The sequence below is a fragment of the Bradyrhizobium sp. 137 genome, from assembly GCF_023074095.1.
Taxonomy (GTDB): domain Bacteria; phylum Pseudomonadota; class Alphaproteobacteria; order Rhizobiales; family Xanthobacteraceae; genus Bradyrhizobium.
This window is the reverse complement of sequence record NZ_JADPKU010000075.1, coordinates 1-19,202: the sequence shown is the minus strand read 5'-3', so window position 1 is coordinate 19,202 and position 19,202 is coordinate 1. Positions and strand designations below refer to the sequence as shown.

The window sequence follows — 19,202 nt, the reverse complement described above, 5'->3', positions numbered from 1 at the left end:
CGCCGGCATCAACCGGCGGGCAGATGCGCCGAGGGCAACAAGCGCGCCTGACGCAACGCCGCGAGATCAGCCGAGCCGGTGCAGAAGCAGGCGACGGCCAACTGGCGGATGACGATCTCGAAATGCGCGACAACCGCCTCGGTGGATACCGTAGCCGCGCGCAGCACGCCGGCCGCCTGCCCGGCGATGTCCGCGCCCAGGCGAATGGCCTTGGCTACGTCGACGCCGTCGCGGATTCCGCCCGACGCGATCAGCTTCACCGTTGGCAGCGCCCGACGTACCGCCTGCACGCCGGCCGGGGTCGGAATCCCCCAATCGGCGAACGCCATCGCCACTGCACGGTCGGCGGCATCGCGGGCGCGCTCGCCCTCCACCGCGGCCCAACTGGTGCCGCCGGCGCCGGCAACATCGATCACCGCCACGCCCGCCTCGACGAGCGCACAGGCCACCGAGGCGGACAGGCCCGAGCCCACTTCCTTAGCCACGATCGGCACGCCCACGCTGCGCGCGGCGCGAGCGATCTGCGCCAGGACGCCGCGCCAGTCGCGGTCGCCCTCCGGCTGTACCGCTTCCTGCAGCGGATTGAGATGGACGATGAGTCCATCGGCCTCCAGCGCATCCACCGCCCGGCGCGCCAGGTCCAGGCCGTCGGTCTCGCGCAGTTGCGCAGCGCCGATATTGGCCAGCAAGGGAATGTCTGGGGCCAGGCGGCGCAGCGCGCGTGTCAGCCCCTGGGAGTTGCGGGATTGCAGGCTCACGCGCTGCGAACCGACGCACATGGCGATCCCCAAGACTTGCGCTGCCTCGCTCAGATGCCGGTTGATGGCCTCGGCGCGTGACGTGCCGCCGGTCATAGAGCTGATCAGCAGCGGCGCGCGCATGGTCTTGCCCAGCAGCGAGGCGCGCAGGTCGATCTGCGTCAGGTCCAACTCGGGCAATGCGCAGTGTTCGAAACGGATGTACTCCCAGCCGGCGGCGATCGTGGCCGGCGCCGTTCGCCGATCCAGCACGATGTCCAGATGGTCGTCCTTGCGCCGGCTCAGGGCGGTGTCGCTCATGCTCGCTCCATCCGTCGCATCGGGCGACAGCGTTGCGTCGGATCGGACCGACGGCAGCGCGCGCACGCCGCCGCCTCCCGCGCGTTCAGGCCGGCGCACGCTGGCCTCCCCCGCAGCGTCGCTGCGGTAGCGGCTGGTCGAGGTCTGGTAGTACTGCCCGCGGATGGCCGCCATGGCCTCGATCAACGGTCCCCACGGCGCGGGAAAGCGTTCTGAAGCCATCACCCGGTGCAGCATGCGCGTATGGCCGGCCAGCTCGTCGTTGAGGAACTCCACCACAGGCATAGCCGGATAGCGCTGCAGCAGCAGGATCGCCGCGTTATCGGCCTCGCCGGCCGACCTGTCCTTGTCGCGTCCATGCAGATCGTTCTGCAGGCGCCCTATCGCGGAGATGAGCCGCAGGACCTGGCGAAACGCCGGACGCGCGCGCAAGGTCGCCATGTCCAGCCCCCACAGCAACGACAGGCAACAGAACACGTTCGTGTAGGCGATCGAATCGATGCCGTTGTGCAGGTATTCGGCGTAGGACCAGCATTCCGCCCCTGCCGCCTGCGCGTGTCCGGCGCGCAGCGCCGCGCAGTAGCACCGAGTATCGGCAAGAAGCTGAGCATAGTCGCGACGATCGTAGGCGAGCGCGGCCAGCGAAGCACGCAGCACAGCGCAGCCTTCGAATCCGGGGAGCGCGCACGGCACGCCCTGCCCCAGCGCCTGCTCCACCGCAGCGAGCTGCTCCGGCGCGATCAGGCCAAGGTCGTTGCAATCGTCGAGCCAGAACAGCAGCGCCAGTTCGCGATAGAACGCCACGATCAGCGTTTCGTCCTGCGGATCGCGGCCGGTGCGGGCGCTGGTGTCGCGCAGGCTCGGGTGGATGCGCTGCAGGATGTACTGGCCGCCCCTGACCGCTTCCGCGGCATGCTCGTCGGCGAACCCGGTCAGGGAACGACCCCACTCCAGCACCTGCTGCAGCGCGCGTTCGGTCTGAATCATGGCGCCGCTCCTGCTCCCCCGGCCGGGACGCGCCGCCCCCAACGAAGCGCCAGCCACAACCCGGCGAGTTCGGCCACGCGCACGACCCGGGTGGGGCAATACAGTTCCTTGCCGATCCACAGCTGCGTCTGCGGCAATGCATGCGCCGCATGGCGGGCGAGCATCCACTCCAGCGCACGCGCCACCGCCTGCGCGATGCGCCGGCGCCCTGTCGGCTCTTCGCTCCCGTCCATCACGTACAACGCGAACAGCGCATAGGCGGTTTCCTCGAATGTGGACGCGCGACCGGCGCCCCAGCCGCCGTCGTCGCGCTGCGCCTGCAGCAGCGCCGCCAGCGCGCGCTCGTCGCGCCACTGGGGCTTGCCTTGCGCCAGCGCAGCGATCGCATGCGCGGTGGGATACAGCCACGAAACGTGCCATTTTTCGTTGTCCCATAGACCGTGCGTGTTGCGATTGGCCTCGACGTAGGCGCTGGTGCCGGCGGCGGGCTTTCCCAACAGTCGCAACGCATGCAGGGCATGGATGTTGGTCGACACCGAGGCATTGCGCTCGCCGGGGAAGGTGACGAACAGCTCGCCAATTTCGAAATGGCGCAACGGATCGACCGCCGGGTCGCGGCCTGCAAGGCGCAGGACGCACAACGCAACGGCGGTGTCGTCCGCATCGGCCGCGAAGTGCAAGGCCGGTCCCAGACCGCGCACGCCCAGACGGGCGTCGAGCTGCGCGATGATCACGCGCACCGCCTCGGCGAGCGCGGGATGCGCGAACAGCCCGGCCAGATGCAGGGTGTACAGCGACCAGCATGGCTCGAACACATTGATCGGCCAGACGTTGGGAACGACACCTTCGATGCCGCTGCGCGTCGCCCGCGATGCCGCCTGCAGATACGCGTCGGCGCGCGCGGCCTGCGGCGTGCTCCCCTGTGTCACGGCGTGCGCACGACACGCCGCGGTGGCCGCCGGACTGATGCCGATGCTGCCGTCGTCATCCGGGCATGCGGTGGTTAGCGACGTGCCCCAGGCTTCCCAGGAGTGCAGCAACGGATGGCCGCTCGGCAACGTCGCCACCGCCCCCAGCTTGACTAGGCACGCTTGCCGCAACGGCAACAGCGCCGAGTGGCGCGGAAACGCCACGCCGCCCAGCAAGGATGCGGCCTCGCCGCACAACTGCGGCAGGATCAGCTCCGCGCCGATCGGCGCGTCTTCCGGCACCGTCTGCGCGTAGGGATCGGGCTCGCGCTCGAGGAACCGGGTTGCAGCCTGGACTGCGTCGGCAGCGCCGGGAAGACGATCGGCACGCTGCAATGCCAGCAACGCCGCCCAAGTGGGCGCATGGCGGAACAGCGGGAAGTCCGATTTTCCCCATCCTCCATCGGCCTGTTGCTGCGCGATGAGCCACGCGTATGCGTCCTGCCGACCGGTGACGTTGCCGCGGAACTGTAGAGCTCGCGCCGTGTCATAGACGGACGGGCCGACGCTGCCGCCGTCGCTCATCTCGCTCAGCAGGTGGCGCAATTCGGAAAGGATCTGTTCAGACAGCGCGTTCACTCGGGATGTTCCTTCTGCAGACGGTTCGGGCAGACGCCGCGCACGTCGCCGCAGGCCCGTCGCGGCCCGGCGCATGGGCGGTGCCGGACGGTCGCCCTGCTCCGGCGCGGCGACGCGCCGATGCTGGCGCCGGTCCGCCGCATAGGCTTGCGCGCAGCGCGCCGCGGCCGTGCTGGGCAACCGCTGCGATCGGCGCCGCGGACTCGGACACAGTGCAGCATGCACCGCTGCCGCCGGGCGATCGCAGCGGCAGGGGCGACTCCATGCGGACGGGCGCGCTCATGCGCATGGCGCGTGCTTGAACAGATACGCGTTGGCCCGCTGCAGCATCTGCGCCAACCGTTCCGCACGAGGGCCCAGCGGAGCGATGGCCTCCCCGGCGTCGCGCAACAAATCCAGCGCGAACTGGCGCGCTGCCTGCAGCCCCATGATCGACGCGCAGGTCGGCTTCTGCGCCGCCGCGTCCTTGCCGGGGGTCTTGCCCAGCGTCGCGGTATCAGCTGTCGCGTCGAGAATGTCGTCGACCACCTGCAACGCCAGGCCGAAACAGGCGGTGTAGCGATCGAGCGCACAGTACAGCGCAGCGTGCGCGGCATCCTCCGCGATCGCGCATAGCGCGCCCATGCGAACGGACGCGCGCACTAGCGCTCCGCTCTTCATCCGGTGCATCGCCACGATCCTGTCCAGCTCGACGTGCTTTCCGACCAGCGACAGATCCATGGCCTGCCCGCCTGCGGCACCCTCGGCGGACACCGCCTGCGCCAGTTCGCGCACGAGCGCGATACGGTTGTCGCCCGGCGCATCCAGGCTCGCCAGGGTCAGGAAGGCGTGCGCCTGCAGCGCATCGCCGACCAGGATCGCAGTGGCTTCGCCGAACTTGACGTGCACGGTCGGGAGGCCGCGGCGAAGCACGTCGTCGTCCATCGCGGGCAGGTCGTCGTGGACCAGGGTACAGGCATGCATCATCTCGAGGGCGGCGCCGACGTTGTCGAGCATGTGCGCCGGCGTGTCAGCCAGTGCGCCGGCAGCCAGACAGAGCAAGGCGCGGGTGCGCTTGCCGCCATTCAAGGTGGCGTAGCGCATCGCCGCCATCAGCTCGGTCTCACCGTTGTCTTCGGCGCAGAGAAGACGCGCCAGCGTCTGTTCGACCCGCTTTGCGCCGTCCTGCATCCAGATCTCCGGCAGCAGCCTGCCGGACGCGCCGCGCACCTGCGCGCCCAATCCGCCGAGCGCGGAAACGCCAGTTCGGTCGTCCTGTAGCGTAGAACCGGTCTGCATGTTGTTCATGTCCTTGTACCTGACACGGCCACGGCGAGCGCCGAGCCGCCGCGGTGTTGCCGGCGTCGCACCGAGCGCACGCGCCGAGTGCAGCAATGCCGCGCGTCGCCGGCGCCGCTGCCTCGCCACACGGGGATGCGATGCCAGCTCATGAGAATTCGATGCGGATTGTCATGGACGGATGTGCGGTCGGGTAATAGCGCCGGCCTTTTTCGACGCCGCTCAGCAACCGCGGCCGCACCCCGGCCTTGTGCATGGTCAGCGCCAAGGCGATGCAGAACTGCACCAGTTCCAGCCATACCAAGTGGTAGCCGATGCAGACGTGTGGGCCGGTACCGAACTGCAGCATGTCCACCGGCTGGATCGGCTCCGTGCGTTGCAGCCACCGCGCCAGGCGGAACTGATCAGGCGCCTCGTGCAGCAGCGCCGAGGTCGAGAAATGGAGCAGCGGGATGCACAGATGGGTGCCCGCGGGAATGCGCCGTTGGCCGAGTTGCAATTCCTGCAGCGCGCGACGCGGCAGGAGCGTGGCCGTCGGATGCACGCGCAGCGTCTCGCGGAACAGCGCCTCGGCGACCGGACACTGCGCCAGGTCCGCGTGCCGGGTCGGCACCGCGCCCACGCGTTGCGCCTCCTCGACCAGGGCGTCCCACAGCACAGGCTGCCGCGCCAGCTCGATCACCATCCAGGCCATCGTCGAGGCAGTGGTGTCGTGACCCGCAAGCAGCAGCAAGCGGATATTGGCGACCAGGACGTCATCGGAGAGCGCATCTTCGCTGCGATCGAAAGCGCTCACCATCTCGTTGATCAACCCCGTGCGCGCGGCATGCGCGCGCACGTCGCGGACGAACTGGCGCAACTGCGCGTCGATCCAGTCGCGGGCGGCGCGGCCGCGCCGCAAGGGCAGTCCGGGCAGGTCGACTGGGGGCGCGACGATCAACTGCACCACTTGCCGGTACTTGCGATGCCATCCCGGCAGGTCCTGCGCGGGGATTCCCATGAGGCTGAAGATGAGCTTGAGCATCAGGTCGCCGGTTTCGCGCAGGATGGTTACGTCGCCGCGGTCGCGCCACGCCTGCACCCGTGCCCGGATGACGGGCACGAACAGGTCGCCGATGCCGGCCTGGGTCAGCCCCTTGGGCAGGAACGCCGCCTTGATCGCATCGCGCGCCTGCCGGTGCGCGCCGCCGTCCTGGGTAACCAACGTTCCGCCAAGCAATTCGGGCGCGATCTCTTCGATCAGCGCCGAGGACACGTCCTTGTGCCGGAGCAGTGCGAACGCATCCGGATCCACGCAGGTCATCAGGTGTCCGGCAGGGCCGAAATCCAGCCAGAAGTGGCTGCCCAGCGTCCGTTCCGCGCGCCGCAGCAGGCGCGGCAGGTCGCAGACGATGGCGGGAAGATGCCCGACCAGGGGGAAAGCGCCGGGCACGACCGGGATGTCGTGCCGCAGCCGGTGCCGACGGTCCAGCGGGTTGAGCAGCATGGCCATCAGCAGCGCGGCGCCGCGGCCGCTTCGGCGGTGTGCCGGCAGGCCGCGCGGCGCGGCTGTTGCCACCGTCGGCGTACGTCGGCACATGCGCCGGCATGCCGCCGTCGATGCACACGACCTGGCCGGTGATGAACGCAGCATCGTCGTAGAGCAGGAATGCCATCAGCGCGGCCACGTCCCTCGGGGCAGCCGACGCGCGGCAGGAGCTGGTGCCGGCGCAGATGCCGTTGCATGCACTCGTGCAGCTTGGCGAGGAGACGCTCCGTCATGACGAGACCCGGCGCAATCGCGTTGCAGCGGATCTGCGCATGACCGTACTGGGTAGCGAGCGAGGCCGACAGCATTTTCATCGCCGCCTTCGACGCGGCGTAGGACGTCTGCGCGGTGTCACCGCTGAGCCCCTGGCACGACGACATGTTGACGATCGCACCACCGCCGCGGGCATATGGCCTGCCGGCAGCAGAGCAGCATGGCGCGCAGATTGGTCGCCATGTTCTGATCCCAGACCGCCAGGTCCAGGTCGAGGATCGCACGGTGGCGCGGGGTCAGATGCATGTCGCTCCACCAGCAGGTCGACCCCAGCGAAGTGCCGCTCCGCAGTCTCGAGCAGCGCTGCGCGCATCGGCGATGTCCATGGCCAGGGCCAGCGCGTGGCCCGCTTCGGCCGCGACCTGCGCGGTGCAGGCGATGGCCGCCGAGCCATCAATGTCGGCCACTACCACTCTGCCGCCCTCGCGTGCGATGGCGAGGGCGCATGCCTTGCCAACGGCGCCGGCGCCGGTCACCACGGCCACCTTGCCTTCAAACCGTGCCATCGTGTCCTCCTGGATTGCGTTGGTCTTTCGCGGCATGCCGCTCGGCCCCCGCAGGAGAAGGCGCAGGGCCGACGCTGGCGCGCTCGTCATCACCAGCGTCGCTTTCGATGACCCGAATGGCGGCGACCGGGCACTGGCTGGCCGCGAGTCGCATGGCGGCGTGCAGCGCCTGCGGGACCGTCGCCACGCACACTTCGGCCACGCCGTCGGGTTCGCGTTGGCGAAAGGTGCCCGGCAGCGTCAGCACGCACTGCCCGCTGGTTGCGCACATATCCTGGTCGACCAAGATGCGCATCTCAGCCCCCCTGCGCATGCAGCCGCACCGGCAGCGCGCGGAACGTCCTAAGGAACTCGGAGGTCTCCCGCGTCGGCGGCTCGGCCAATGCCAGCGTGGGGAAGCGCGCCTGGATCCGCGGCAGGCTCTCGGCCAACTGCACCCTGGCCAGTTGCGCACCGAGGCAAAAGCGGATGCCGTGGCCGAAGCTCAGCATGATCTTCCCGTCGGTCGACATGCCAGGACTGGTGCCGTAGAACCGCGCGGGATCAAAGCGGTCGGGATCGGCGAAGGCGTCCGGGTCGCGATTGCCGGCCGCGATCAGCACGCGCACGTCCGCGTTCTTCGGGATCACCACGCCGCCCAATTCGATGTCGCGCTGGGCGATACGCAGAGTGGCGCTGAACATGACGGGCGAGTCGCGGCGCAGGACTTCTTCGACGAATGCCTTCACCCCCACGGCGTCTCCCTGAAGCCAGTGCCGCTGTTCGGGATACGCCAGCATCGCCAGGACCGCATGGTCGATGGTCGCAGCAGTGGTTGCGAAGCCGCCCAGCAGCATGCCCCAAAGCATGCTGATCAACTCCGCATCCGACAGCGTGTCGGCATCGTCGTCGTGTGCGCCGACCAGCATCGACACGATGTCGTGGCGGGGATCGGTGCGCTTGCGCTGTATGAGGTCGCCGAAGTAGGCCTGCACCCTGGCGCTGGCCGCGTCCGCCGTGGCGAGCTGGGCGTCGCTGGCGTGCGGGCCCAGGCCTTTCAGAATGGGGTCGATGACGGCGGCGAGCCCGAACATGTCGTCCTGGGGCATGCCGAACAGTTCGGCCAAGACCAGCATGGGCAAGGCCAGCGCGAATTCCCGATGCAGGTCCACCGCCTCCCCGCGCTCCAGCGCGGGCGCCATGCCATCCAGGCGCGCTGCGACGATGCGCGCGATGCTCGGCCGCAGGTTGTCGATCTGGCGCATGGTGAAATCGGGCGAGATCAGCCGGCGCAGACGCGTATGCGTCGGCTGGTCCTTCATCGCTAGTGTAGACGCCAGCAGATTGAGTGATAGGCTGGTCGCCGCACGCGGGAAGTGGCGCGCCAGTTCGCCCGGCGCCGGTGCCCGAAACGCATCGCCCGTGGCCGTGAGCGCCCAATAGATGTCGGCGTGGCGGCTCAACAGAAAGAGGCCCGACGCCGCGCGATGCACCGGATCGTGCTCGCGCAACCAGTGCATAAACGGATACGGGTCGTGGATGCGCGCTGGCGACGCCAGTTCGGCGAAGGCGTCCCGGCATGCTGCCGTGGTTTCTTGCACGTCCATCTTGGTTACCTGTTGGCTGGCTGATCTGATCGGCGCGCGCCAGGCGCGCCGGCAAATTGCGGAGAACATCGCGATTCCCGGCGGCGTCCGAGCATCACCAGAGCACCGGGAACCCCTCGAACCCGCCAGTGATGATCTCCTTGCGCAACTTCGCTCCTTCGGGCGCCACGGCCAGGCGCAGCGCGGGAAAGCGCGGGAAGATCGAACCGAACACCACCTTGAGTTCAAGCCTGGCCAGCGCCACGACGATGCAGTAGTGCGGGCGGCGAGCCTGTTTGTTAGGGGGCGATTTCGCCGAGGCCCCCTTCCCATAGAATGCTATCTGATGCGGATTTGCCATTTTGCTTTTCTTTCTTCGTTCCATCGATCGCGGTGTCATCCACGAAATGAAGGTCGGTCGGCGGCTCCCAGCTCGCAACGAAGGGTTTCAAAACTCGTGCCAATTTGGCCGACCCAGCAGAAGAAAAGATTGTGATTGCTTTTCAGCGGATTAGCCTGAGGCCAGACAAGAGCTCGGCGAAATAGGCCGGTGTCGCGGACCAACAAAGGCGACAGGACAGTGTCGGATAGTCATCAGACGTCAGACCGGCGACACCTTCTTTATCAGTTCTCCTGAATGACGATTCCAGTTGCTTAGTATATCCGGCCTCTCGCCGCTGTTGCAGCCAAGCCATGATGAGATCCACGCACGCCGTTCCCAATAAATGGTTGGGGCACGAAGCCCGCTTTTTTGCACAGGGTTTACGGTATGCTGATCCACTGTTTCGTCATCACTATTCGCGAGCCTTGCGATCGAGCTAGAAGCGTCAGGTAAACGCGGGATCTCTGCGTTCGTTGCCAGAACAGCATCTGTTCGAAGCGCTAACAAAGACAGTGCTCCAGATCGACTTCACGTCGGTCGTCATGAACGGGATGCTAGAATTCTAGCTCTTCGCGGGAGCGCTCCACGTCGATCTCGCAACATTGGTAAGCCGCGCCGTACCCGCAATCGTGCTTGCCACTTCGCCACCATCACGTCGACGTTTATCGTTGGCTTTCTATTCTGGCAGGCCGCTGGTCTCCTTGGTCAGTCGCTGCCGCTGTCCTGGGCGCTGGTGTTTGGCGCGCTCATCAGCCTGACCGATGCGGTGGCGGTCATACGCTCAAAATGTAAAGGCACCTGAAAGGTCGAGATGCAGGGCGAGTCACTCTTCAACGACGGTGTCGGCGTTGTCGTTTTCACGATCCTGCCGGCCTTCGCCGCGGGGGCCCATGCGAGGTCGCGGCCGATTCGGAAACTGCCGGCTTCACGCCAGAACAGGTAGGATCTGGGCGTTCCCTACCAGCTACTATCTGACAACTGGCTCGTCGATCTCGTCGGAGAAAGCTAAGTCAACCAGGTGGTGTGTGGGTCTGACAGTTTGTTGGGCACACCCGGGCGCAGGCGCTGCAGCCGATGCAAGCGCCTTCGTCCTTCAGCACCATGACCTTCTTTTCGAGCTCATCGTCGTCCTCGTCGAGATCGATGATCTCGCCACCCTCACTTAGCCCCTTCAGCGTCATGACCTCACGGCCGCAGATCTTGTAGCAGCGGCCGCAGCCGATGCACTTCTTGGGATCGATAGCAACCAGGTAGTCCGGCCTCCAATTGCGACCGTCGCGGGTCCTGAATGACATGGCTAACCGTCCGTTATGTTTTGTCCAGCGCCTGGAGATATTGGCGTTTGCTTTCGAGCTCGCTGAAGGCAGCGTGGGCCTTCTGGGCCACGCTCAGGATCGACGACCAGTTGACCGGCAGCTCCTCGGAGAGGTCGTGGAGGTCCATCTTGGCCTGAGTCGCCTTGGCCGACAGCTTCTTTATTTCCGCTTTCAGAATTTCGATGTCGCTCACACTTGCCTCAACAACTCGCCACTTCCGGGAACTTACGGATCATCTGAACGCCACTGTTGACGAATTTGTCGCCTTGATTGGCGAGATCAGAGAGATGGTCGAAACCAAAGCGATGCACGTCGCGCAGGTGCTTGCTCACGACAACGAGCCGGCCGCCGATCAGCACGATCCGACCGAACCCTTCGTGATGCATCTTCAGCATTGGCGAGATCATCACACCGGTCGCCTTCTCGATCGAGAGCGCAACGGCGTCGAAGAACAGCTCCAGCCGCCATGTCGTGTCCGGGTCGGGATTGCCGACGATCGGCAGCGCACGGCGCTTGCGCTTGTCGAGAACGTAGGGTTCGAGCAGCTCGAGATCCGTTTTGCCCTCCGAGGCGCCGTGGGTGTCCTGGGCGCGCCAGATCTTGATGAGCTCTTTCAGAAATGGCCCCTCCGCCGCGGCGGCGGCTGGAGTGACTTCAGACGGATCGGCCATCTTTGTTCCTTCAGGCTTCGAAATCCACCGTACGTTCACGGCTTTTGGTGAGCAGCTTCCGCAGCCAGGGCGGCGGCGACCCCTTCAGCACGGTTTCGAGTTTGACGCAAAGATCGTGGATGGGCTCTGGCTGCAGCACCTTCATGGGATGGATGTTCCTGGCGACGACTCGCGCAGCACCCGAGCCGCCAATCGCCGCAACATAGAGGATTGCGCACTCCCTGATCGCCTCGATCTTCGGCGCGAGCTTATCCTCATTGCCGTCTTCGGTGAGGTCACCGTCGAACTGGATCGCCCCAATAAACCGATGCCCGTCCGGGTCGACCTCGTAGATCGCGATGTTCTTGGCCCAGCCGAAGTGGGCATCGACGTGCTTCAAGTCCTGAGTGGCGAATGCAACTTTCATCCGGGTTGTTTTCTCTACCTGCTCAATGCAACTGGGGCGGATTGGCCTGCGGCCCGCCGCAGGTTGATCGCCAGGTGTCGGGCGTCGGCCCATGGTTGGCTTCGCGGTCGGTGATGATCAGATTGGCGATGTCAAAGATCAGATCGCGCGTGCCGCGATAGCCAGCGATCGTGAGGTGCGCAGCGCCAACGCGATCGAACATCGGAAAGCCGACCCGGAAGAACGGGACATTGAGTCGCGAAGCGGCCTGGCGGCCATGTGAATGCGACATCAAGAGGTCGCAGTCACGCGACCTGGCAAGCTCTTCAAGATCCTCCAGATCGCCGATCAGGACGTCCTCGGTCCTGACCCGCTGGAGCACCGGTGAGTTCGTCGTCGTCACCGCAGCACTTACCTGTGCGCCCATTTCGTGGAGCAAGCTGGAGAGATCGAATAACAAGTCCGGCTCGGCGCCGATCGCGAGCTTGCGGCCGCCGATATGGAAATGTGCATCCAGCATGGCGTCTGCCAGCTGTCCACGCTGCCGGCGATATTTCCAGGGCACCGACCGGCCGCTGATCTGGCTCAGGAAGGCGATGAATTCGTCATTTGGGACAAGGCCACAGAGCCGCTCGAACAGGCGGAACGGCGTGCCTGTCCGCACCTGCATGGCCTCGGCCGCACGGCGCATTTGTGCGCCGATCGCGATCGTCCAGGCCACCTGCCCCATGGTCGCAATCTCGTCCACTCCAATGCCCCCGATCGTGGTGGGCGTGAATTCGTCGGGGATGTGACCGTCCAGCGAACCGGCAACGTCCGGCAGGAACGAGGGCTTGAGCCCAAAATCCTCAAAAATCGTGCGAAGCTCGTCGAGATCGCCGGGCGTGAGGTGACAACCAGGTAGTACGTTGACGCGGGAGATATCGCGCGGTCTCGCTGTGTCGACCGGAGCCACAAGCACCTCGATCATCCGCGCCACTGTCTTGCCCCAGCCATCCTGAAAGGCATCCTTGAAATCCGGGGTCGAGACGTAGACAAGGGGGAGCTTTTCGAGCTTCGGATGCTTCTGTCGGATCAACCGGATGAAGGCTTCGACGTCATCGCCGTTGGTCTCGGTGACGCCAGTCGAATTGATGCCAATGATCTCGGGCTCGACCCGATTGTAGATGTTGAGGATCGCCTGTTCGAGATTCTCGTGGCCACCGAGCACGGTGGCAACCTCGCTCATGGCGGTCGTCTGCATCGGCACGGCTTCATTGAAATGGCGCACGAACAGCGTCAGCCCGAAGGAGGTGCAACCTTGCGGGCCGTGCAAAAGCGGCATCGCGCCGCGCAGGCCCAGGAAGGCAAATGAGCCGCCGATCGGCTGGCTCATTTTGAGCGGATTGACCGAACAGGCTTTCTTCGAGGTCGTGACGATCGCCATGTCGTTCCCCTACTCCGCCGCCTGCAGTGCCGGGGGCTGCAGATCGGAACGAATGTCCTTACAAGCAACGCACCGTGCGGTGGAATTGGTGCACGGCCTGGCGGGCTTGGCGAGATTCGGGCCATGCGCCTCAATCGCGCTCTCACCACCGCCGGCCTCACCTTCATTGGAGGAACTTATCGTATTGACGCCGTTCTTGCTCGCGTCCCGAACTGGATCAGCGGCTTGCGCATACATCTGCGCAACTGTCCTTGCCTGACGCTTCCGGTCGAACTCATCCCATGGCGCGGGTTGGCGGAGCTGATCCCATATCGGATTGTAGAGCGCTTTCTCGATCTCCTCCATGAGATTGACAATCCCGATATACCCCATGTAGGCGTGGCAGCGCTCCTGGTTGATATCGAGCCACGGCATCGCCGCCTTTAGTGCGACGAATTGCGACTTGCCGCCGGAGAGCATGATGTCGGCTTTTGCGTCCTTCAGCATCTTGTAGATCTCGCGAGGCGACATGTCCTCGATCATGTGGGCGTCCTGGCCCATTAATTCCTTGATACGTTCCTTGTCCTTCTTGGTCGATTTCTTCACGGACGTGCCGACGATCTCGAGCCCGGCCTCTTGCAAAGCGGCCACCATCGACCAGGATTTCACGCCACCGGTGATGAGAACAACCCTCTTGGCGGCAAAGCGTGGTTTGAAACGTTCAATCGCAGCCCAGGCTTTGGTCTCTTCGCGTGCGATCAGGGCTTGCGTGCGCTCCATCAGCTCAGCCGGCGCGCCGCGTTCGATCAGCATGCGCGCGATCTGGCGCAGTGAATCGCTGGAATCCTCAATACCGTAGAACGAGCCTTCAAAAAACGGGATGCCGTAGCGCTGCCTCATCTTGCGTGCGACGTTTATCATTGCCTTTGAGCAGACCATCATCGCGGCTTTGGCTCGGTGCGAATAAGCGACCTCGCGATACTTGCCGTCCCCCGAGATGCACGACAGGACCCGGATTCCGAGCTCATCGAGCAGCGGCTTGATCTGCCAGAGTTCGCCGGACAGGTTGTATTCGCCGATGATGTTGATGTCATACGCAGTGGTGTAATCGGGCTCTCCGGTACCGATGACGTGCTCCAGCAGTGCTTCGCCCGCGAGCTTGTTGCCAAGGTTCTTCGACCCCACAAATCCCGGTGCATTGATGGGAATGACCGGTTTGCCAAATTTGGCGGAGGCCGCCTTGCAGACCATATCGATGTCGTCACCGATCATTGCGGGCACGCATGTCTGGTAGACGAAGATGGCCTGCGGGTCGTATTTCTCTGTGATCTCCTTGACTGCCCTGTACAACCGCTTCTCGCCGCCGAACACGATGTCGGTCTCGCTCATATCTGTGGTGAAGCTTCTGCGCCACAGATCGGAGCCGGAGGAGGCGGAACCGCGATTGTCCCAGGAATTGCCCTCACAGGCGATTGGACCATGCACAAGATGGGCAACATCGGTGAAGGGCTGCAGTGCGACTTTGGCGCCATCGAAGGCACACCCACCGGCGACGCCGCCCGGCTTCAGCTGCTTGGTGCATCCATTCTTGCGCTCGACGTTCGACTTGCTCGCGTTCCTGGCGCAGCCCGGTTCGTTAAAGACGTCCTGTATGGTCGTGGGAAGCGAAGTCATGGCGTCTCTTTCGGGGATGTCAAGACATTCGCACAGACCAAGAGGATGGTCCGGCGGATAACCCGGGATCCCCGCCACAGCGCCGCTGTTCCTGCGGACAATGAGGCGGGGCGCTCGCCTCAACGTATGATGTCGAAGCTGTAGTCTGTCTTGCCAACTGAGCTGGTTTTTCGATCGATCTCATCAAAGATCTTGTCGAGAATCTTGACCAGCACATTCATGCTACCCTGATAGCCCCACACTGGATAACGATGGTGATGATGGCGATCGAAGATGGGAAACCCGATGCGGATTAGCGGCGTTCCAGTGTCACGCTCGAGATACTTGCCATAGGTGTTACCGATCAGGAAATCGACTGGTTCTGTGAACAGGAGCGAACGCATGTGCCAGAGATCCTTGCCCGGGAAGGCGCGGCAGTTTTTACCGAACGGCGAGCTCGCGAACAGCGCCTGCATCTTCTGCTCCCAGGCCTTACTTCCGTTGGTCGAGAGCACGTGCGTCGGCTCAGCGCCAAGCTCCAGCAAGAATGCGGCCAGGCCATAGCAGAGGTCGGGATCGCCGTAGATCGCGAACTTCTTGCCGTGAACATGCGCGCTAGAATCAGCCATTGCGTCTACCAGACGCCCGCGCTCCCGCTCCAGCGCATTGGGAATTGCCTTGTTGGTGATACGCGACAGCGTCATCAGGAAATCGTCCGTGGCGCTGACACCCAGCGGGTGATTGAAGGCGACGACCTCCTGGTCGTGCCCCTTGATGAAGGGCAACGTCTTCTCCGTACAATATTGCTGCATGGAAATGGTTGCCTTCGCATGGACTGCGTTCGCGGCATCCTTTAGTGTGGTGCCGCCATCATACATGCGGAACTCGCCGTCGGTGGGGGTATCGAACACATCGCTGTTATCCGCGAGGATCGTGTAGCCGATCCCCATCAGCTCGAAGATGCGCTTGATCTCACGGATGTTTCCGACAGTGTAGCCATCGAAGCCACCGATGAAGTTGATCCAGTTGTTCGCTTTGCGCTGGAGTTTAGGCGCCGTGCCGGCTTTGCCATCCCAGAAATGCTCGAGGATGCCCTTGAGCGTGTTGTCGTAGCCCGTAATGTGGCTACCGACGAATGCAGGAGTGTGAGCGAATGGTACGTCGTAGTCCGCGGGGACTGAACCTTTTTCCTTCGATGTTTTGATGAAGGCGTTGAGGTCGTCGCCAATGACTTCCGCCATGCAGGTCGTGGCGACCGCGATCATCTTCGGCTTGTACATGTTGTAGCTGTTGGCAAGCCCGTCGGTCAGGTTGTTGAGCCCCCCGAACACAGCCGCGTCTTCCGTCATGGACGAGGAGACGCACGAGGTCGGCTCCTTGAAGTGCCGCGACAAATGGCTCCGATAATACGCGACGCAACCCTGGGAGCCGTGGACGAACGGCAGTGTGCGCTCGAACCCGAGCGCGGCGAACACCGCACCTAGCGGCTGGCAAGCCTTCGCCGGATTAACAGTTAGCGCCTCGCGGGCGAAGTTCTTCTCGCGGTATTCGGGCGTCTTGGACCATTCTCTGATACGGTCGACTTCGGCGGGATCGTGCGGATTCTCAAATAGCGCCTTCTTATTGGCCAGCATCTGCTGGTATTCGTCTCCCCGGAAAAGCTCAGAGTGGTCGAGGATGTGTTCGGCGTTCTGTGTCATCATGGCACTCTTCAGGTTCTTGTGTTCGTTCTCCTGCCCTTCCCTCCTCTGCGGAAGAAAGGGCCCGAGCGTCGGCTTTCCTATTCCGCCGCCATGAGGCTCGGCCGCGGAGCGTCCTTCCATGGTGCGCTGGTCTTCCCCCAGATCGGGGAGTTGATTGCCATGTCCATGTCTCGGGCGAAGATCGCGAAGCCGTCATAACCGTGGTAAGGACCCGAGTAGTCCCAGGAATGCATTTGGCGGAACGGCACGCCCATTTTTTGGAAGACGTATTTTTCCTTGATACCGGAGCCGACGAGGTCGGGCCGGATCTTTTCTACGAAGCGCTCGAATTCGTAGCCGGTGACGTCGTCGTAGATCAGCGTGCCGTCCTTGACGTAGTGCTGGGCGGTGCGCTGATAGTCGTCGTTGTGACCGAACTCATAGCCTGTGCCGACAACATCCATGCCGAGGTCCTCATACGCGCCGATGACGTGGCGAGGACGTAGGCCGCCTACGAACAGCATTACGGTCTTGCCATCGAGCCGCGGCCGGTATTTCGCGGTCACCGCATCGACCAGCGGCTGATATTTCGCGATGACGCGCTCGGCGCCCTCCTTGATCTTATCATCGAAGAAGCTTGCAATTTTGCGCAGCGACTCCGCGATTTTGGAAGGCCCGAAGAAGTTGTACTCGCACCAGGGAATCCCAAATTTTTCCTCCATGTGCCGTGAGATGTAGTTCATCGAGCGATAGCAATGCAATATGTTGAGCTTCGCTTTCGGCGTCGCCTCCAATTCAGCGAGAGATCCATCCCCGGACCACTGGGCGATGACGCGCAGGCCCATTTCTTCGAGCAGGATCCGTGACGACCAGGCGTCGCCGCCGATGTTGTAGTCACCGATGATGGCGACGTCATATGGGGTCGGCTCAAATTTAGAGCTGGCTTCTGGGGCGCTCTTGTCGAAGATCCAATCTCGAACGGCGTCGTTCGCGATGTGATGGCCGAGCGATTGTGACACTCCACGAAAACCCTCGCACCGCACAGGCACGATGGTTTTGCCGCCATATTGCTTTGACTTTTCTCTGGAGACTGCCTCGATATCGTCACCGATCAAACCAATTGGACATTCGGACTGAATGGTAATGCCCCTGTTGAGAGGAAACAGCTCCTGCAGCTCGTCGATGAGTTTGGTGACCTTTTTATCTCCGCCGAACACGATATCCTTTTCCTGGAAATCGGAAGTGAACTGCAGTGTCACGAACGTGTCGATGCCGGTCGTGCCGACGTAGTAGTTGCGCCGCGAGCCCCATGAGTACTGACCACAGCCGACCGGACCGTGGCTAATGTGGATCATGTCCTTGATCGGCCCCCAGACCACGCCCTTGGAGCCCGCGTAGGCGCAGCCGCGGATGGTCATTACGCCCGGAATGGACTTGATATTGGATTTGACGCCACAATCCGACTTTCCCGCCTCGTGAACACTCAGATGCTTGGCGCGCCTTTTGGCGGTCTTCTCTGGGTAGACCTTCAACACCTCATCAATTAGCTGCTTGTTGCGCGCCTTGATCTCTGCGACGCTTTCGGTAGTTGATCGGCTCATACAAATTTCCTTTCCATTGTCGTCTCAAATGAAGAAGCGACGCTTTTCCGGTAGATCGACGGATTTCCGATCCGGCGTTGCGGTGTAAAGCGTGCAAATCTCCCTGGCCGGTCCTACCGAACGCAACTTCGCGGGCTTCCGGATCCAGCGGCCGATCAGGATGTTGCAGCTCATCTCGGCTAAGCGCTTGCGAGCACCATGTGTGACGCTGTTGATTTGTCGACGGAATCGCTGACCAAGACGCGTCTCGGTGATGTCATGCCTGCCCTCCAGCGATTGGTCATATCGGCTTCTTTACTCGCTCGCGTGCCATCAGGGGCGGCCTGCCCGTCTGCATGTCGTGCAAAGGGCTGACAGCCGCCTGTTGCGCAGGGGTCTGCAACGAGTGTGCCAGTGCTGGTTGAATACAAAAACCCACGTCTGTAGAGCTAGATAGCTGATAGGATGCGAATTGTTATAAAACTGACCCTGCGTGGCACCGACAGGCTTACCCGCTAAAGCCCTGTCTGAAACAAAACAATCACTTGCGCTCTCCGCCAGCGAGATGGCTAAAGTCTTCCCCGCGCGCCGACGTCACTCCGGTGCGGCAGCTTTGCTTGGCGCACCCATCGAGCGATCGCAAACACGATCGGTTCGAGAGAGTTCAGCGCACGTGACCTTGCCCCACAGGCTTAATCCAGTGTGAAGTTTGCTCTGGCCCAAGACGAGGACCAGAGCATGAAGCGCAATCGTTTTACGGAAGAGCAGATCATCGGGATCTTGAAGGAGCACGAGGCCGGGGTTTCGGTGGCCGATCTGTGCCGCAAGCACGGTGTCAGCGACGCCAGCATCTACAAATGGAAGGCCAAGTTCGGCGGGATGGACGTCTCCGAGGCCAAGCGGCTGAGAGTGCTGGAGGACGAGAACACGAAGCTGAAGCGGCTCCTGGCCGACGCCATGCTGGACAATGCGGCGCTGAAGGACCTCTTGGGAAAGAAGTGGTGACGCCCGCTGGGAAACGGAAAGCTGTCGCTCATCTGGTGGATGCCCACGGAATGAGCGAACGGCGGGCGTGTAAAGCCATCGGCTGCTGCCGCATGACCATGAGATATCGGACGACCTTGGCTGACGATGCCAGCCTTCGTCAGCGCATGAGGGCGATTGCCCAGGAACGCCGCCGCTTCTGTTACCAGCGGCTGCATGTTCTGCTCAAGCGGGAGGGGTATCTGATCAACCACATGGCCTAATCGCACGCGCGAAGCTGAGGCAGAATGTTCTCCTCAGTGCAAACGAGGAGCATGTGATGACCCTTTATGTTGGTTTGGACGTATCGCAAAAGGAGACGGAAATTTGTGTGATCGACGGCGACGGTCGGCGCACTTGGCG

14 protein-coding genes and 4 pseudogenes are annotated in these 19,202 nt (G+C 63.4%); 1 reads left to right on the top strand and 17 read right to left on the bottom strand.

Features of this window, described 5'->3' with window-relative positions; translation table 11 throughout:
- Positions 1-8: 8 nt before the first annotated feature.
- The 17 genes and pseudogenes from fni to nifD all read right to left on the bottom strand — a co-directional run bounded on the left by fni (position 9) and on the right by nifD (position 17,837).
- A complete protein-coding gene (gene fni, locus IVA78_RS23190; RefSeq protein WP_247334075.1) occupies positions 9-1,058 on the bottom strand; it encodes a type 2 isopentenyl-diphosphate Delta-isomerase in 1,050 nt (349 codons plus the stop codon).
- Between the two features lie 85 nt (positions 1,059-1,143).
- Positions 1,144-2,045 (bottom strand): annotated as a pseudogene (locus IVA78_RS23185) (hypothetical protein).
- Positions 2,042-3,592 carry a hypothetical protein gene (locus tag IVA78_RS23180; RefSeq protein WP_247468127.1) on the bottom strand — a complete coding sequence of 517 codons (1,551 nt, stop codon included), beginning with the start codon at positions 3,590-3,592 and terminating at the stop codon, positions 2,042-2,044. The pseudogene IVA78_RS23185 and the gene IVA78_RS23180 overlap by 4 nt, the downstream one beginning before the upstream one ends.
- A gap of 279 nt (positions 3,593-3,871) precedes the next feature.
- The gene (locus IVA78_RS23175) at positions 3,872-4,870 is read right to left on the bottom strand and encodes a polyprenyl synthetase family protein (RefSeq protein WP_247279071.1); all 999 of its coding nucleotides are present in this window, start codon (positions 4,868-4,870) and stop codon (positions 3,872-3,874) included.
- A 148-nt stretch (positions 4,871-5,018) separates the two neighbouring features.
- The gene (locus tag IVA78_RS23170; RefSeq protein WP_247279044.1) at positions 5,019-6,362 is read right to left on the bottom strand and encodes a cytochrome P450; all 1,344 of its coding nucleotides are present in this window, start codon (positions 6,360-6,362) and stop codon (positions 5,019-5,021) included.
- Positions 6,362-7,177 (bottom strand): annotated as a pseudogene (locus tag IVA78_RS23165) (SDR family oxidoreductase). Before IVA78_RS23165 ends, IVA78_RS23170 begins: the two are co-directional and overlap by 1 nt.
- The gene (locus IVA78_RS23160) at positions 7,164-7,472 is read right to left on the bottom strand and encodes a ferredoxin (protein ID WP_247279043.1); all 309 of its coding nucleotides are present in this window, start codon (positions 7,470-7,472) and stop codon (positions 7,164-7,166) included. Before IVA78_RS23160 ends, IVA78_RS23165 begins: the two are co-directional and overlap by 14 nt.
- 1 nt (position 7,473) lies before the next feature.
- Positions 7,474-8,763 carry a cytochrome P450 gene (locus tag IVA78_RS23155; RefSeq protein WP_247279042.1) on the bottom strand — a complete coding sequence of 430 codons (1,290 nt, stop codon included), beginning with the start codon at positions 8,761-8,763 and terminating at the stop codon, positions 7,474-7,476.
- A gap of 94 nt (positions 8,764-8,857) precedes the next feature.
- A pseudogene (locus IVA78_RS23150) lies at positions 8,858-9,025 on the bottom strand (cytochrome); the annotation flags it as partial.
- A 1,109-nt stretch (positions 9,026-10,134) separates the two neighbouring features.
- A complete protein-coding gene (gene fdxB / locus IVA78_RS23145) occupies positions 10,135-10,419 on the bottom strand; it encodes a ferredoxin III, nif-specific (RefSeq protein WP_247279041.1) in 285 nt (94 codons plus the stop codon).
- Positions 10,420-10,432: 13 nt separating this feature from the next.
- Positions 10,433-10,633 (bottom strand): CCE_0567 family metalloprotein, encoded by a 201-nt coding sequence (locus IVA78_RS23140; protein WP_247437403.1) that lies wholly within the window; start codon positions 10,631-10,633, stop codon positions 10,433-10,435.
- Between the two features lie 7 nt (positions 10,634-10,640).
- Positions 10,641-11,111 carry a NifX-associated nitrogen fixation protein gene (locus IVA78_RS23135; RefSeq protein WP_247468124.1) on the bottom strand — a complete coding sequence of 157 codons (471 nt, stop codon included), beginning with the start codon at positions 11,109-11,111 and terminating at the stop codon, positions 10,641-10,643.
- A 10-nt stretch (positions 11,112-11,121) separates the two neighbouring features.
- A complete protein-coding gene (nifX, locus tag IVA78_RS23130) occupies positions 11,122-11,517 on the bottom strand; it encodes a nitrogen fixation protein NifX (RefSeq protein ID WP_247459005.1) in 396 nt (131 codons plus the stop codon).
- Between the two features lie 22 nt (positions 11,518-11,539).
- Positions 11,540-12,922 (bottom strand): nitrogenase iron-molybdenum cofactor biosynthesis protein NifN, encoded by a 1,383-nt coding sequence (gene nifN, locus IVA78_RS23125; protein WP_247459006.1) that lies wholly within the window; start codon positions 12,920-12,922, stop codon positions 11,540-11,542.
- Between the two features lie 9 nt (positions 12,923-12,931).
- Positions 12,932-14,575 carry a nitrogenase iron-molybdenum cofactor biosynthesis protein NifE gene (nifE, locus tag IVA78_RS23120; protein ID WP_247459022.1) on the bottom strand — a complete coding sequence of 548 codons (1,644 nt, stop codon included), beginning with the start codon at positions 14,573-14,575 and terminating at the stop codon, positions 12,932-12,934.
- A gap of 119 nt (positions 14,576-14,694) precedes the next feature.
- Positions 14,695-16,254, bottom strand: coding sequence for a nitrogenase molybdenum-iron protein subunit beta (nifK, locus tag IVA78_RS23115; RefSeq protein ID WP_247279069.1), 1,560 nt, complete (start codon positions 16,252-16,254; stop codon positions 14,695-14,697).
- Positions 16,255-16,334: 80 nt separating this feature from the next.
- On the bottom strand, positions 16,335-17,837 hold the full coding sequence (nifD, locus tag IVA78_RS23110) for a nitrogenase molybdenum-iron protein alpha chain (RefSeq protein WP_247279036.1): 1,503 nt from the start codon (positions 17,835-17,837) through the stop codon (positions 16,335-16,337).
- A gap of 717 nt (positions 17,838-18,554) precedes the next feature.
- Between nifD and IVA78_RS23105 the strand changes: the two are divergent.
- Positions 18,555-19,054 (top strand): annotated as a pseudogene (locus IVA78_RS23105) (transposase); the annotation flags it as partial.
- Between the last annotated feature and the right edge of the window lie 148 nt (positions 19,055-19,202).

Bases quoted from the DNA above. Each gene is read 5' to 3' on its own strand.
- nifD (WP_247279036.1), bottom strand. From the start codon at position 17,837: ATGAGCCGATCAACTACCGAAAGCGTCGCAGAGATCAAGGCGCGCAAC.
- fni (WP_247334075.1), bottom strand. From the start codon at position 1,058: ATGAGCGACACCGCCCTGAGCCGGCGCAAGGACGACCATCTGGACATC.
- nifK (WP_247279069.1), bottom strand. From the start codon at position 16,254: ATGACACAGAACGCCGAACACATCCTCGACCACTCTGAGCTTTTCCGG.
- IVA78_RS23160 (WP_247279043.1), bottom strand. From the start codon at position 7,472: ATGCGCATCTTGGTCGACCAGGATATGTGCGCAACCAGCGGGCAGTGC.
- nifX (WP_247459005.1), bottom strand. From the start codon at position 11,517: ATGAAAGTTGCATTCGCCACTCAGGACTTGAAGCACGTCGATGCCCAC.
- IVA78_RS23135 (WP_247468124.1), bottom strand. From the start codon at position 11,111: ATGGCCGATCCGTCTGAAGTCACTCCAGCCGCCGCCGCGGCGGAGGGG.
- fdxB (WP_247279041.1), bottom strand. From the start codon at position 10,419: ATGTCATTCAGGACCCGCGACGGTCGCAATTGGAGGCCGGACTACCTG.
- IVA78_RS23170 (WP_247279044.1), bottom strand. From the start codon at position 6,362: ATGGCCATGCTGCTCAACCCGCTGGACCGTCGGCACCGGCTGCGGCAC.
- nifE (WP_247459022.1), bottom strand. From the start codon at position 14,575: ATGACTTCGCTTCCCACGACCATACAGGACGTCTTTAACGAACCGGGC.
- IVA78_RS23175 (WP_247279071.1), bottom strand. From the start codon at position 4,870: ATGCAGACCGGTTCTACGCTACAGGACGACCGAACTGGCGTTTCCGCG.
- IVA78_RS23155 (WP_247279042.1), bottom strand. From the start codon at position 8,763: ATGGACGTGCAAGAAACCACGGCAGCATGCCGGGACGCCTTCGCCGAA.
- nifN (WP_247459006.1), bottom strand. From the start codon at position 12,922: ATGGCGATCGTCACGACCTCGAAGAAAGCCTGTTCGGTCAATCCGCTC.